A 14,117-nucleotide genomic window follows, 5' to 3' on the forward strand; every position below is an offset into this window, starting at 1 on the left:
TCGCAGTGATAGACGCGGCGCGCAGTGCTGCGGAGTAGGACGTCGTGCACGCCGCGGGCAGCGGGCACCTGGGCCCGTGGTCAGTAAGCGATGCTGATGTGCTCTCGGTGATGACGCGGGTTCTCGATCTCGTCAACGATCGCGAGAGCGAAGTCGGCACCGGAGATGTTCGAGTTCCCGTCGGCGTCGAAGAGCGCGATCTCACCGCCGACCCGGTAGGTACCGGTTCGCTCGCCCGGGGCAAACGCACCGTAGCCACCAGCGGGGCTGATGAAGAGCCAGTCGAGCTCCTCGGGCGCCTGCTCGGCGAGCATCACCCGGGTGGCCTCACCCTCCAACGCCTCGGCCCGGTACTGCTCCGGGATCTCACCCTCGACCACCCGCGGCAGGCCCGGCCCGGGTCGCAGCGAGCTGAACCCGCCGACCTGCAGGTAGCGCGCACCAGCCTGGGCGGATAGTCGGGCCAGCGCGCCGTACGCCTCGACGAGGCGGCCGGCCATGTCACCGCGTGGGGAGAGCGCGGCGAGCACGACGTCGGCGCCCGGCACGACGCGGGCAGCGACCTCGGAGACGCCGCCGACCTCGTAGCGCACGCCCTCCACAGGCTCCTGGGGCTCGGACCGGCTCACCGAGAGCACCTGGTGACCTCGCGACGCCGCCTCCCGCACGACGCTGCCGCCGGTGTACCCGGTCCCGCCGAAGACAACGATGGTGGCCATGAGCATGCTCCTCTACTGCTGGGGTCAGTCGGACTGCTTCGTCAACCACCGCAGAGGCTCAGATAGTCCAGCCTCCAGAGCGAACGGCACACGCAGGCGCCCCCTTCCGCCGGAAGTTGATCCGCCCAGGAGTGTCCGGTTCTGAGTGGCCGTCAGGTCAGGGCGGCGCCTTGGCCGCGATTGAGATGACCACGTCGTGGCCGAAGGACGGGTCGAGGCTGACGTGAAGGCCCAGTTCGGTTATCCGGTCATCCCTGGGGTGCCATTCAAGGTCCGGTCGGGTGCGGCCGAGGAGCGGGCAGAGCGCGTCGATTGTCGGTTTCCATAGCGTGATCCAGTTGCGCCGCGGACCGACGACGAAGGCGAGCTGTAGGTGGATGGGACCGTCGGGAAGTTGGGGCTCGTTGACTGCTGCCGCGTAAATCTGCTCCTTGTAAGTTCTCGTCTGTGCCGAAGCGGTGGTACGCACCGTGAAGGCTCGGGCCGGCGAGGTAACCTCTCGGGCGGCTGCAAGGACCGCTGTTGAGGAGTCCGCAATCCGCTTTGTGCACCACACCGAGACCAGGTGCTCGTTGCGCAAGTGGGTGGCGAGCGGGAAGGAGTAGTTGTCGAGGTCACCCGTGCGGAGGAGATCCCGGCCGGGTGGCAGGCCGACATTGAGCGAGAGCGTCCACGGCGCGTCTGGGACTGGTGTCAACAGCTCAGCGGTGTCCTCGAGGTACTCGCGTAGGCGGACTTGGTCAGGGTCGGTGGACTTGTTCCAGCTCGTCAGCCGGGGAGTCTTGCGAAGGATGATCCCGGCATCGTCTGGTCGCGCGTACCACTGGGGGTGGGTCACGGCCGGTGTAGCCGACCGTCTGGAGTGACCCACCAGATTTCGATTTGGGCAGCAGCCAGTGAGGTTTCGGTCTCGCGATGGAGGTCGCGGTAGCGAGGGAAGTCGGGCAGGGCGATGACGCTGGACCACGTCGGTTCTTTCCCTCTCAGTCGCATCGCGGCCAGCACAGCTTGGGCGTACCAGTGACCGGCCTGTGTACTGGGCAGGGTGCGTTTGGTCTCGCCAGCGCGTGCAGGGTCGGCATAGTGGCGGCTGGGGAAGCCCTTCACTTCGACACCGACCGTTTTGGCGTCACGAGAGGCGACGATGTCTACTCCGTGCTCCTTGGTTGCGGTGTTCGCCACGGACAGGATGCGCCACCCATCACCGGCCAGGGCACTCACCACAGATGCCTGCACGTTCGCCTCCGTGTGCCACTCCTCACTCGGAATCGCCCGGCTCATTCGCTGCGCACTGGGCGGGGCGCCCTGCGAAGGTATCTCCGGGGCCGGCGGAGCCGTTCTGTTGTTGGGTTGAATGTCCGAGAGGTCGACCGTGTCGCTGGTCTTTGCGTGCCATCGCTCGACTTCTTCGGTAGTGGCGCGACGGAAGAGACCCCGGTCGATTCGGGTCAGGAATGGCTCACGCCCAGCGAACTGGGATCTATCTGCGACGTTCCAGCACGCGCCCCGCAGGTGGGTGCGTATGGTGCGTTCGTTCGCCTGAGCAGGAGCGTGGCGTCTAAACCAAGAGATGGCTTCCTGGGAAGTGAACGAGCCGGACTGGCTCGCGACGTACTCGCGCAACCGCTCCCACACCGTCACACGACCGATTCCCTCCACCAGCCCAGGCTCCCACATCGCCGCCTCGGGCGAAGGGACCTCACTCGAGGGAGTGATGTCAGAATCCGACCGACTGAAGTCCGTCACCCGTAGGCTCGCTGCGGAGGTAAAGCACCCGAACGCCGGTTGACGCCAGAAGGGGCACGGTAATGGTTTCTGCGAAGCAGACCAGATTCACTGCAGTCCTCTCCGGCAAGTACCAGCTGCGGGTGCCGCTGTACCAACGTCGATACGCATGGAAGCGGGACGCGTGGACGGCTCTTTGGGGCGACGTGCTCCACCTCGCGCTCGATCAACAGACCGACCCGGCCGCTCGGCATTTCCTCGGCTCTGTGGTCCTGGCGCCGACTCCGAACGGAGCCCCCCATGCGCGGCTGGTGATCGACGGCCAGCAACGTCTACTGACGACCAGCCTGCTTCTCTGTGCATTGCGGGACAGTGAGCCGCGGCTACCAGCCGCACTGCGTACCCGGGTGGAGCGTTGCCTCCTTGTGCCCCGTGGGAGGGGCGGGCCGCTGAAGCGCCTCAAGCTGCTTCCCACACAGTTCGACCAGAACGCGTTCTCCCGAGTTGTGCACCAGCAGGAACTCGAGCCAGGACACGAGGCGTCGAAGGCTTACCAGTTTTTCCAGAGGCGACTGGTGTCGATGCAGCAAGGACAGGATGAGAACGTTGAGGGGGTGACGACCGCTGAAGTGGTCCGAGTTGTGCTCGACGGTCTCGAATGCGTCTCAGTGGTCGCCCAAGCCAGCGACAACGTCCACAGGATCTTCGAGTCCCTCAACAATCGCGGCCAGCCGCTCACCCAGGCTGATCTCATCCGGAACTACGTCTTCATGCGGCTTAGCTCGAATGCCGAGGACTTCCACGAGTACACGTGGAAGCCATTGGAGGAGAGGTTCTCGGCGGACGAGTTGACCCAGCTGTTTTGGCTGGATCTCGTTCGGGATCGCCCCACGATCACGCAACGACAGACGTACGTCGAGCAGCAGAAAAAGTTGCACAAGGTATCGACGACTGGTCTGAAGAAGGCGATTGACGAGGTCGTGCATGCAGGCGCGTTGTGGGATCGGATACTCCGACCAGAGGGGGAGCCGAGCAAGCCCGTCCGCAACCGGCTGGAGCGCTTGAAAGAGTGGAAGACGACCACCGTCTGGCCAGTGCTGATGTTCCTCCTCGAGGAACGGGATCGCGGCACCGCTACGAGCCCCGAGATCGCTCGTGCGATGCAGTACTTGGAGAGCTACTTCGTGCGACGGGTCGTGATCGGCCGAGCCACCGATAACATGAACCGGGTGCTGCTTGCGGCGCCGCAATCGGTGCGGGATAGCGACGATCCGGTTGACCTCGCTCTTCGTCGCTACCTCTCTGGCGAGAACAAGCACTGGGCCACAGACGACGAACTCCGCCGGGAAGTCGGGACGAAGGCGTTCTACAACCACGGAAAAGCGTTCCAGAAGACACTCATCCTCTCCTGGCTGGAACTCGAACTCGCCGGTGGCGAGTACGTATTGGCCGACGACTTCACGGTGGAGCATGTGATGCCACAGACCCCTACGGCTGCCTGGCGCGCCGAGGTAAGAAGCGGCGCAGCGCCGGGGGAGAACGTCGACCTCCTCTACTCCGGCTTGGTCAACACGCTTGGAAACCTGACGCTGGCGCGCTCTGGGCGAAACTCGCAGATGGGCAACAAGAGCTTCGCGGACAAGAAGGCGGTCCTCGCCAAGCATGGATCGGGGCTGCAGATGACCAAGGAGATAACCAAGAAACACCACTGGCGACCAGATGACATCCGCAAGCGCAGCGCCGTGATGGTCGAACGAATCATCAAGACGTGGCCCGGTCCCTTAGAGGGGTAGAACGGGAGGATTTGCGTTGCCTGGCTGAGTGGTCAGCCCGCCTCCTCCATCAGGTTGAGGTCGTGGGCCACGCGGGAGCGTCTCCAGTGCGGCACTCGGCTCGCGGATCGTGCTGGCCGAAGTGCACGGGTGGTGCTGCACTCCGCCGGCTGCTGGGCGGTGGCAGTCACCCGGTGTCTTCCGGCGGCATCGGCTGGCTGAAGTCCTACGCTGGTTCGATGCTGGATCTCGACGCTCTCGACGTTGAAGAGATCGCGACCGCCTTGGCCGATCAGACCGACTACGAGCACCGATGGCTGGTCGACCCGAGGACCGGCGAGATCGCGTTCTGGACCAGCGACACCGGCATCGACGGTGAGAACCCGGTCGACCTCGACGATCTCGACCTGGTTGTCATCGACCCCCTCCCTCCGTACGTCTGGTACCAGGACATGGTTGACTTCGCCGACGGCCTCAGCGACCGCGCTGCCGGCGAGCGACTGCACCGATCGCTGCAGGGTAAGGGCGCCTTCCGGCGCTTCAAGAATGAGCTCTACCAGCGAAATCCCGATCTGATCTCGCTCTGGCACACCTTTCGGGATGCCCGCGCTCGTCGGCGTGCCGTGGAGTGGCTTCGGGACGAGGACCTGATCAGCGGCGATGAGGCTCAACGATTCCTTGATGAGAACCCCGCGCCTGCCCTTCCCTGACGGGAGACGCCTCGCATCGGCTCCGCCCCCGCGCGTGCCTGGTGATGTCATGCCCGCACGCCAGCGACGCGCGCGCGATGGCGCCTGGGCCTCGTGTGAGACGGATGTGGTTCGCGGCTCGTCTTCTGGGAGTGCGCGCGATGCTGCCCGGCGGGGCTGGTTGACTGGGCGGGGTGAGCGATGAGCAACCGGTGCCGACCGACCCCGCCGCGGTGAAGGCGTGGGTGGCGAACTTGAGCAGGGAGGATCTGGCGGCCCTGACCCAGCAGGTCCTCGGTGGCGGGCTCGGCGCCCTGCTCGGGGTCGATGAGTACACCACTGGCAACCCTCCGATCGAGCTGCCTGACCCGCCGCAGCAGGTGAGCGCGTTGACCGTCACGGTCGAGCTGCGCGGCTCCAGGCCGCGGATCTGGCGTCGGCTGCGGCTGCCGGGTGACGTGACCTTGGACGTCGTGCACCTGGCGTTGCAGGCGGCGATGGGGTGGAGCGATTCCCATCTGCATCGCTTCCAGCCGGGCGGCGGGCGGGGGTACACCGGCCCGTACTTCATCACTGCCTTCGACGAGGAGGAGGAAGGCGATGAGGGCACTCGCGAGGAGGCGGTCCGCTTGGACCAGGTGATGCGCGAACCCGAGGACCGGCTGACCTACCTGTACGACTTCGGCGACGGCTGGGAGCACCTGATCACTCTGGAGTCTGTCGCCCCGATGACGGCGGAGAACCGGGACCCGGTGTGCCTGGCCGGGGCCAGGGCGTGCCCGCCGGAGGACGTCGGCGGGATCCACTCCCACATAGAGCTGGCCGCGTGGCTTCGCGCCGGAGCACCCGCCGATCAGGTGCCCGAACCGTTCGACGACGCCGAGCACGCTCACGGCTGGCTCCCGGTCGGCTACGACCCCGACGCGTTCGACCCGGCCGAGGCCACGGTCGCGATCAGAACGTGGATACGCGGCGAGCACGTGCCCTGGCACGGGGTGCCCGAGCCGCTGGCCGAGCTCGTCCGAGGAATCCGCGGGTCGACCTGGATGCAGGCCACCGATTGGCTCAACGCCCTCGGCCCGCGAGAGCCTGTCACCTTCAGCGATGCCGAGCTCCACCTTGCGGCCCGCCCGTGGCGGGCGGTCCTGGACGCCGTCGGCGACGGGATCAGGCTCACCAGCGCCGGATACCTGCCCCCGGCCGTGGTTGAGCAGATCGCCAAGACGAGCGGGATCACGACCTGGTGGATCGGCAAGGCGAACCGGGAGGACCTGACCTACCCCGTCGCGTTCCTGCGCGAGAACAGCCAAGCGCTCGGGCTGCTACGCAAGAGCCGAGGAGTCCTGGCCCCGACCGCGCGCGCCAGAGCCGCGGCCGGCGACCCGCACCGCCTGGTCACCGCCGTGCTTGACCGCCTCCCCATCGGCAAAGGCTTCGACGCCGAGGCCGGGTGGCTCCTGCTGCTCGCCACCGCTGCCGACGCCACCGACAAAGCCGAGGTCTACACCCACATCGCGCAGATGCTGACCGACCGCGGCTGGCGCACCCGACCCGGCAGCGACGTCACCACCGCCCAAGCCCGCGACGGAGCACGAGGAACCCTTGACGCCCTCGAATCCATGGCCGGCGACCACAACGACACCGACACCGCACTCCTGACAAGGCTCGCCCGAGCCGCACTCCTCGGCACCGCACCCAACACGTAGGAGGCGCTCAACAGGCGCGTCCTATCGCCGGGTGCTGGGCGTCCTGCGTCCGTAGTCCGCTGACGGGACCGTGAAGCGTGCCTGCCAGCGGCCCGAGCGCATCCGCGTCACCTGCCCGAAACGACGACGCGGTGATCTTGCATCGTTCATGCAGCGGATCGTACGGCATATTGTGTCCATTTGTGTCACGTTGGACCTGCAGTACCTCCGCTCATTTGTGCAGGTCAGAGGCATATTTGTCACTCTGTGTCCACGTGAGTCCAACAAGTTCAGGTGTTGGTTCGAGTCCAACCGGGGGAGCGTCGTGAGAAGGCCCCTGAACTGTGGAAACGCACGTTCAGGGGCCCTTTCCATCTGGGTGCAGCGACTGTGCCTCGTCCGTAGGGGGTTGCCTCTCCACCTTGAGGCAGACCGGTCCGGCGCCACCCGCAGACCGGTCGGGCGTCGATGAACCCCGAGCCGGACGGCGTGGAGGTGCCCGTCGGCGATGTGGCGGCGCACGGTTGAGACGGCCAGGACGTCGGCTGCCTCGCGGAGCGACACCAGCCTGCGGGTGATGGGGGTAGCCATGCGCGACCTGTCGGCACGTGGGCGAGGACGGTACGCCGACCTGTTGGAGCGTCTCCGGACGCTGACCCTTGCGGCCGAAGGAGTCACCCGGTCAGCGTCATCATCACGGGGTGCTGCGTGGAGATCGATCGGTCGGCTGGAATTCTTCGGCGACCGCCGCCCGTAGACTCCGGCGGGTGAACAACCCCGGGCCGTACCCCACGATGGAGGACGTCATCGGTGGCACCCCGCTGGTGCGTCTGCAGCGCCTTCCGGGGCCGGAGAACGAACGCCGAGGCAACGTGCTGCTCGCCAAGCTGGAGGGGAACAACCCGGCCGGCTCGGTGAAGGACCGGCCGGCGATCAGCATGATCCGGGGCGCCGAGGAGCGGGGGGAGATCTCCCCCGGCGACACCCTGCTGGAGGCCACGTCCGGCAACACCGGGATCGGCTTGGCGATGGCGGCGGCGATCAGCGGGTATCCCCTGGTCATCGTGATGCCCGAGAACGCTTCCACCGAGCGGATCCAGACGATGAAGGCGTACGGGGCCGACCTGGTTCTCACGTCGGCAGAGGGCGGCATGGAAGAGGCCCGCGACGTCGTGACGCGGATGGAGGGGGAGGGTAGGGGCCGGGTCCTGGACCAGTTCGGCAATCCTGACAACCCCCGCGCCCACGAGAACGGCACGGGCCCGGAGCTGTGGGACCAGACCGGGGGACGGATCACGCACTTCGTGTCCGCGATGGGGACCACCGGCACCATCACCGGGGTCTCGCGGTTCCTGAAGTCGCGCAACCCCGGTATCCACATCGTCGGTGCACAGCCGGCGGAGGGCGCGAAGATCCCCGGGATCCGCGCCTGGCCACCGGCGTACGTGCCGAAGATCTTCGATCCCTCAGCGGTGGACCGGACCGTGGAGGTCACCCAGGGCGACGCCGAGGAGACGGCCCGCCGGCTGGCCCGCGAGGAGGGTCTCTTCGGCGGCGTCTCGGCGGGCGGCGCGTGCTGGACCGCCCTGCAGGTGGCGGAGGATGTCGAGCGTGCGACGATCGTCTTCGTGGTCTGTGACCGCGGCGACCGCTACCTCTCCAGCGGGGTGTTCCCCGCCTGAGGGTCCTGGCCGACGGCCGGGCACGCGCTGTCGTCGCGTCGGCTGACTGACCGTGCGGCCGATGTGGCGCGTGGGCTATGCCACCGAGGCGTCCGTCGCGGTCATGGACTGGGCCAGATCGTCCGGACACGAGCGACTGTGGGCCAGCGTCTGGGACCGGAACACCGCCTCTCGGCAGGTCCTGGCAAAGCTCGGCTTCCTCGAAGCTGGCCACCGTGAACTGGACCCCACCCGAGGAACCACCCTCTTCACCACGCGAAGGTGATAGCACCGACGGCAAGGTTCGCCTGCTCGGTCACCCCCACGCCCTCACTCGAGGTCAGGAGCCTCCGGGACCGTTCCCTTCGGGGCCGCCGATTCCTCGGCAAGGTCATGACGCACTGCTGCCTCACCGACACCCTCGTCGGCGGGGGAGCGTTGTGAGGTCGCACCGCGACATGGTCCGGACCCCGGGGGGGCCGGCCCATGTCGTGGGTCGAGGGTTGTTCGGCTCAGTCGTCGCGGGGCTCACGCCGACGGTGGGCCGCCTCCGAGGCGGCGTCCCCGACGTTGGTGTGGACGCGTCCGGCGGCGTCCTGCATGAGTTGGCCCCCGTCGACCACACCTGCTCCCAGGGTGGCCGTGCCGGCCTGGACCACCCCGCCGGCGCTGCGGTTCCGCCGACGCTGCCGGGACTCCACGAACTCGGCCAGCTTGCCCAGGCCGTAGTTGACGAGGATGAAGATCGCCGCGACGACGACGTAGGCGGGTAGCGTCGCACCCTCGGCGGACCCGATCCGGCGGGCGCTCGTGACGAGCTCGGGGTAGAGGATGATGTACCCCAGGGCGGAGTCCTTGGTGATGACCACGACCTGGCTGATGAGCGTCGGCATCATCGCGGTGAGCGCCTGGGGCACGAGGATGCTCCGACGGACCTGCGACGGGGAGAGGCCGATCGACAGACCCGCCTCCCGCTGCCCGGAGGGGAGCGAGGCCACGCCGTTGCGGATGACCTCGCACAGGACCGCCGAGTTGTAGGCGGTCAGCCCGACGATGACACCGATCAACGGGTTGAGTCCGCTGGGGGTGAACTGGTTGATGCTGAGGAAGTAGAAGGTGAACAGCATCATGATGAGCACCGGCACGGCCCGGAAGAACTCGACGAAGATGCTCGCAGCCCACCGCAGGGGGGCGACCTCGGACATCCGCGCCATCGCCAGGCCGAGCGCCAGCACCATCGACAGGACGATGGCGATCGCCGCCGCCCGCAGCGTGTCGAAGAGACCCGGCAGCAGGTAGTTGGTCCACGCGGTGCCGGTCAGCAGCCAGTCCCACCGGGCGGCGGTCAGCTGCTCGCGGTCGATGAGCCGGTCGAGGATCACCCACGCCAGCGCCAGCGCGAGCAGCACGCCGACGGCCGTGAGGATCCGGTGCAGGCGCCGTGCCCGGGGGCCGGGGGCGTCGAAGAGGACGGCTGCCCCGCTCACCGCTTCACCGCCAGGCGCTGCGAGAGGTGGCTGACGAGGAGCCCGAGCGGCAGCGTGAGGATGACGAAGCCCAGGGCCACGAGGGCGAAGCCCGGCATGAGGTCGGCCGGCCGGAACTCGGCGATCCATCTCATCCGGTATGCCGTCTCGAAGACCCCGATGGCTGCGACCACCGTGGTGTTCTTGACGAGCGCGATCAGCACGTTGCCCAGCGGCGTGATGGCGCCACGGAAGGCCTGGGGGAGGATCACCTCCCGCAGGCTCTGGGGAAAGGTCAGCCCGATCGACCGCGCGGCCTCTGCCTGACCGAGCGGGATCGTGTTCACCCCCGAGCGGATGGCCTCGCAGACGAAGGCCGCGTGATAGATCGACAGCCCGATCACGCCGAGGCGGAAGTTGAGGCTGGAGATGAAGTCAGGGTTGCCGCTGCCGTCCGGCAGGCGCCGGCTGGCCGGCTCGATCCCCAGCTGACCCCAGAGGACCAGGCTGCAGGCCACCACGATGAGGGTCAGCGGCGTGTTGCGGACGAGGGTCACGTAGGAGGCACCCAGCGCGTTGAGCACCCCGACGGGAGCCAGCCTCAGGATGGCGATGACGGTGCCCAGGATGAGCGCGAACGCGGCCGACCACAGCGCCAGCTGGATGGTCAGGAAAAATGCGGGGAGGAGCTGGGCCTGCTCGATCAGGTCGATCATGCATCACCGTCCTGGGGTGGGCGTGGCGGAACCGGGCTGCGACGTCGGGTCGGTGCACCAGCGAGGTGCACCGACCCGACGCTGGTAGGGGTCAGCCGCAGTGGCCGCCGGCCTCCGGCGGGTTGAGGTCGGCGTTGGGCGTGTAGCCGGCCGCACCGAGGTTGTCCTCGACGATCTGCTCCATGCTGCCGTCCTCCCACAGCTCGTTGATGGCGTCGTTGATCGCCTCGCAGTCCTCGGACTCCTTCGGCAGGCCGACGCCGTAGAGCTCCTCGGAGAACGGGTTGCCGACGACCTTGAACTGGCCGGCGTACTGGTCCTGCGCGGCGAAGCCGGCGAGGATCGTGTCGTCGGTCGTCAGCGCCTCGATGGTGCCGCCGGCGAGCTGCTCCATGCACTCGGAGTAGCTGGCGTACTCCTGCAGCTGGACGCCCGGGACGTCCTCCTTGACGTTCTCCGCCGACGTGGAGCCGGTGACCGAGCACAGCAGCCGGCCGTCCAGGTCGTCCGGCCCGGTGATGTCGGAGTCCTCAGCCACGAGCAGGTCCTGGCCCGCGACGAAGTAGGGCCCGGCGAACTGGACCTTCTCCTTGCGGGCGTCGGTGATGGAGTAGGTGGCGAAGATCATGTCGACCTGCCCCGTCTCCAGCAGCGTCTCGCGCTGGGCCGAGACGGACTCGGCCCAGGTGATCTGGTCCTCGGAGTAGCCGAGCTTCTCGGCGACCGCCTTGGCGACGTCGACGTCCATACCGCTGGGCTCGGAGCCCTCCATGAGGCCGAGGCCGGGCTGGTCGTACTTGATGCCGATCGTGATGCCCTCGCCGTCTCCGGCACCGGCACCGGCGTCGCTCGTGCTGTCGCTGCCGCCGTCCCCGGCGGGGGCGCCGGTGTCGTCGTCACCGCCGCAGGCGGAGAGGACCAGGGCCGTGGCCGCCGCGAGGGCGGCGACGCGGAAGGAGGTGCTGCTCATCTGTGTATCTCCTTGAAAGGGGGTTGGTCGGATCAGTGGGTCAGGATCTTGCCGAGGAAGTCCTTGGCACGGGCGGACTGCGCGTTCGTGAAGAACTGCTCGGGGGTGTTCTCCTCGACGATGGCGCCGTCGGACATGAAGACGACCCGGTCGGCCGCCTTCCGCGCGAAGCCCATCTCGTGGGTGACGACGACCATCGTCATGCCGCTGCGGGCCAGCTCGGTCATCACGTCGAGGACCTCGTTGATCATCTCGGGGTCCAGCGCCGACGTGGGCTCGTCGAAGAGCATGACGGTGGGTTCCATGGCCAGGGACCGGGCGATCGCCACGCGCTGCTGCTGGCCACCGGAGAGCTGGGCGGGATACTTCGACGCCTGGTGGTCCACCCCCACCCGGGTGAGGAGCTCCATCGCGTGCTCCTTCGCCGCCGCCGGCTTCATACCCCGCACCTTCATGGGCCCGAGGGTGACGTTCTCGAGGATGGTCTTGTGGGCGAAGAGGTTGAACGACTGGAACACCATGCCGACGTCGGCGCGCAGCCTGGCGAGCTCCTTGCCTTCGTCTGGCAGCTCGGTGCCGTTGATGGCGATGCGCCCGCTCTCGAAGGTCTCGAGCCGGTTGATGGTGCGGCACAGGGTCGACTTGCCGGAGCCGGACGGGCCGATGACGACGACGACCTCGCCCTCGTGCACCGTGAGGTTGATGTCCTTGAGGACGTGCAGCTCGCCGAAGTGCTTGTTGACGTTCTCCAGCACGACGAGGGGCCGGTCCGGGGTGCGCCGAGCCGCGGCGGGGGTGTCCGTCATGAGCCGAACCCTAGACCGCGCGGGTCACCACGGTCAGGGTTTTGCCATGGTTGTCACCGCATCGTGACCAAAGTGGGGGTGGGCCAGCAGGGGCTTGAACCCTGGACCGACGGATTATGAGTCCGCTGCTCTGACCGGCTGAGCTACTGGCCCCGACCGTCCATCCTAGCCGGGCAGGGACCGCTCACTGCCGCAGGTAGTTCTCCAGGGCGTCGCGCTCGGCCTCGAGGGCGTCCAGGCGTGCCTTCACGACGTCACCGATCGAGACGATGCCCTGGAGCGAGCCGTCCCTGACCACGGGCATGTGCCGGTGGCGTGCCTCGGTCATCCGGACCGCCAGGTCGGTCAGGTCGTCATCCGGGCCGCAGAGGTTGACCTCGGTGGTCATCAGGGTGCTCACGGGTGCCGAGGTGTCGGCCCCGCCCCGCAGGTGGTGGACCACGTCGCGCTCGGAGACGATACCGACGACCTGGTCCTGGTCGACCACGACGACGGCCCCGATCTTGTTGTCGTCCAAGGTGTCCAGCAGCTCGATGACGGTCGCGCTCGAGGGGAGGGTGACCACGGAGCTGCCCTTCTTCCTGAGCAGGTCGGCGACGCGCATACGTCAACCTAGCACGCAGGGCGAGCCCGCCGCCGGGGTACGCGAGAGGCCCTCGACCGGTGCGGTCGAGGGCCTCCCGAGGACGGGGGTGCGGGTGTCAGCCGGTGATGCGGCCGTACCAGATGCCGCCGTAGACCGGGGCGCCGTAGGTCACGCCGGACCCCGGGTTGAGGGCCTCGATGACCATCCCGTTGCCGGCGTAGAGACCGACGTGGTGGAACTGGTTGGTGAAGACGAGGTCGCCGGGCTGCGGGTTCGAGACCGGCGTGACAGCGGCCTTCTGGCCGTTGACGGTGCGCGGGATGTCGATCCCGGCCTGCTGGAAGACCCACCAGGTGAAGCTCGAGCAGTCGAAGGCCGACGGCGGGTTGCCACCGTAGACGTAGGGGAAACCGACGTACGACTGGGCGATGCCGACCACTCCACCACCGACGGGTGCGGGGGCGGGCGCCGGGGCCGGCGCTGCGGCTGCGGCCTGCTGCTGGGGCGCCGCCTGGGTCTGCTGCTGGGGCGCGGGTGCCGCCTGCTGCTGGGGCGCGGCCTGGGTCTGCTGCTGGGGCGCGGCCTGTTGCGCGGGCGCCGCGGCCTCCTCCTGGGTGGCGGTGGCCTGCTCCGTCGCCGGGGCCGCCTCGACGACCTCCTCGACCTCGACGGTGGTGCCGGTGAAGGCGGACCCCGCGAGGACGGTCGAGACCGACGCGGCGTCGGCCGGAGCGCTGCGCGCCTGGCTGCGGTCGGCGCCGGACTGGTCACGCAGCTCGGACAGCGACGCGCTGCGCAGGCTGGCGAGCGCCGCGGCGCCCTCCCGGGCCTGGTCGGCGTTCGTGCTGACCGCCGTCGTCTGCTCGGTGACGGACGGGGCCGAGGTCTCGGGGGCGGTCTCCTGGCGGAACGTCGTGGCACCGGCCGTGGCCACCGTGCCGGCGACGAGGCCGCCGATCATCAGGGCGGCAGCGCCGTTACGGGGTGCGGCGCTCGAGGCGCGGTGCTTACCAGTGAACTTCATACAACCTCCGGGGCCATGGGACACGACCCGGTCTTGGGCGGGACAGCTGCGGGCACAGGGGTACCCACAGGTGCAAGGACCTTGAATGGCACGTCGTTCACAGGGACAGGGGTGACGCGCCTTGAACAGGTTACGAAATGATCACGAAAAGACCAAGTCCGACGGGCCTGTTGTGACTCATCTGACAGCTTTCCCGGCGAGCACTTGATACTGGAGTGACAAGGGAGCACAATGTGACTGCACAAGCGCATCAGGTCGGGCAGACGGGTCTCCGCCCGTGTCGAGGTCGTTGGGGAAG

The 14,117-nt window shown here is 67.9% G+C and carries 14 protein-coding genes and 1 tRNA gene; 5 read left to right on the top strand and 10 right to left on the bottom strand.

Going from position 1 to position 14,117, the window contains the following annotated elements:
• Positions 1-80: 80 nt before the first annotated feature.
• The 3 genes from D4B81_RS06350 to D4B81_RS18455 form a co-directional block, all read right to left on the bottom strand.
• Positions 81-719, bottom strand: a complete 639-nt coding sequence (locus tag D4B81_RS06350) for an NAD(P)-dependent oxidoreductase (RefSeq protein ID WP_237565852.1) — start codon at positions 717-719, stop codon at positions 81-83.
• 157 nt (positions 720-876) lie between these two features.
• Positions 877-1,557 (bottom strand): hypothetical protein, encoded by a 681-nt coding sequence (locus tag D4B81_RS06355; protein ID WP_122261606.1) that lies wholly within the window; start codon positions 1,555-1,557, stop codon positions 877-879.
• Positions 1,554-2,378 carry a DUF7669 domain-containing protein gene (locus D4B81_RS18455; RefSeq protein ID WP_202613600.1) on the bottom strand — a complete coding sequence of 275 codons (825 nt, stop codon included), beginning with the start codon at positions 2,376-2,378 and terminating at the stop codon, positions 1,554-1,556. Before D4B81_RS18455 ends, D4B81_RS06355 begins: the two co-directional genes overlap by 4 nt.
• 149 nt (positions 2,379-2,527) lie before the next feature.
• On the opposite strand from D4B81_RS18455, the gene D4B81_RS06365 reads away from it, so the two are divergent.
• From D4B81_RS06365 to D4B81_RS06385, 5 genes are all read left to right on the top strand, one after another.
• Entirely contained in the window at positions 2,528-4,237 is a 1,710-nt protein-coding gene (locus tag D4B81_RS06365) for a DUF262 domain-containing protein (protein ID WP_122261607.1), read from the top strand.
• A 218-nt stretch (positions 4,238-4,455) separates the two neighbouring features.
• On the top strand, positions 4,456-4,926 hold the full coding sequence (locus tag D4B81_RS06370; RefSeq protein ID WP_122261675.1) for a UPF0158 family protein: 471 nt from the start codon (positions 4,456-4,458) through the stop codon (positions 4,924-4,926).
• Between the two features lie 173 nt (positions 4,927-5,099).
• A complete protein-coding gene (locus D4B81_RS06375; RefSeq protein WP_161965011.1) occupies positions 5,100-6,611 on the top strand; it encodes a plasmid pRiA4b ORF-3 family protein in 1,512 nt (503 codons plus the stop codon).
• Positions 6,612-7,357: 746 nt separating this feature from the next.
• The gene (gene cysM, locus D4B81_RS06380; protein WP_202613601.1) at positions 7,358-8,272 is read left to right on the top strand and encodes a cysteine synthase CysM; all 915 of its coding nucleotides are present in this window, start codon (positions 7,358-7,360) and stop codon (positions 8,270-8,272) included.
• A 61-nt stretch (positions 8,273-8,333) separates the two neighbouring features.
• Positions 8,334-8,537, top strand: a complete 204-nt coding sequence (locus D4B81_RS06385) for a GNAT family N-acetyltransferase (RefSeq protein ID WP_122261609.1) — start codon at positions 8,334-8,336, stop codon at positions 8,535-8,537.
• Positions 8,538-8,763: 226 nt separating this feature from the next.
• On the opposite strand, the gene D4B81_RS06390 is transcribed toward D4B81_RS06385, so the two are convergent.
• The 7 genes from D4B81_RS06390 to D4B81_RS06420 form a co-directional block, all read right to left on the bottom strand.
• Positions 8,764-9,738 carry an amino acid ABC transporter permease gene (locus D4B81_RS06390; RefSeq protein ID WP_122261610.1) on the bottom strand — a complete coding sequence of 325 codons (975 nt, stop codon included), beginning with the start codon at positions 9,736-9,738 and terminating at the stop codon, positions 8,764-8,766.
• Complete coding sequence (locus D4B81_RS06395) at positions 9,735-10,433, bottom strand: amino acid ABC transporter permease (protein WP_122261611.1); 699 nt, start codon at positions 10,431-10,433, stop codon at positions 9,735-9,737. Before D4B81_RS06395 ends, D4B81_RS06390 begins: the two co-directional genes overlap by 4 nt.
• Before the next feature lie 91 nt (positions 10,434-10,524).
• The gene (locus tag D4B81_RS06400) at positions 10,525-11,403 is read right to left on the bottom strand and encodes a glutamate ABC transporter substrate-binding protein (protein WP_122261612.1); all 879 of its coding nucleotides are present in this window, start codon (positions 11,401-11,403) and stop codon (positions 10,525-10,527) included.
• A 32-nt stretch (positions 11,404-11,435) separates the two neighbouring features.
• Positions 11,436-12,209 (bottom strand): amino acid ABC transporter ATP-binding protein, encoded by a 774-nt coding sequence (locus tag D4B81_RS06405; protein WP_122261613.1) that lies wholly within the window; start codon positions 12,207-12,209, stop codon positions 11,436-11,438.
• A gap of 79 nt (positions 12,210-12,288) precedes the next feature.
• A tRNA-Ile gene (locus D4B81_RS06410) sits at positions 12,289-12,362 on the bottom strand.
• A 31-nt stretch (positions 12,363-12,393) separates the two neighbouring features.
• On the bottom strand, positions 12,394-12,813 hold the full coding sequence (locus D4B81_RS06415; RefSeq protein WP_097187710.1) for a CBS domain-containing protein: 420 nt from the start codon (positions 12,811-12,813) through the stop codon (positions 12,394-12,396).
• 97 nt (positions 12,814-12,910) lie between these two features.
• Positions 12,911-13,819: a C40 family peptidase gene (locus D4B81_RS06420; protein WP_161965012.1), complete on the bottom strand. Its 909-nt coding sequence runs from the start codon at positions 13,817-13,819 to the stop codon at positions 12,911-12,913.
• Positions 13,820-14,117: the final 298 nt, after the last annotated feature.

The organism is Ornithinimicrobium cerasi, from assembly GCF_003702705.1.
GTDB lineage: Bacteria > Actinomycetota > Actinomycetes > Actinomycetales > Dermatophilaceae > Ornithinicoccus > Ornithinicoccus cerasi.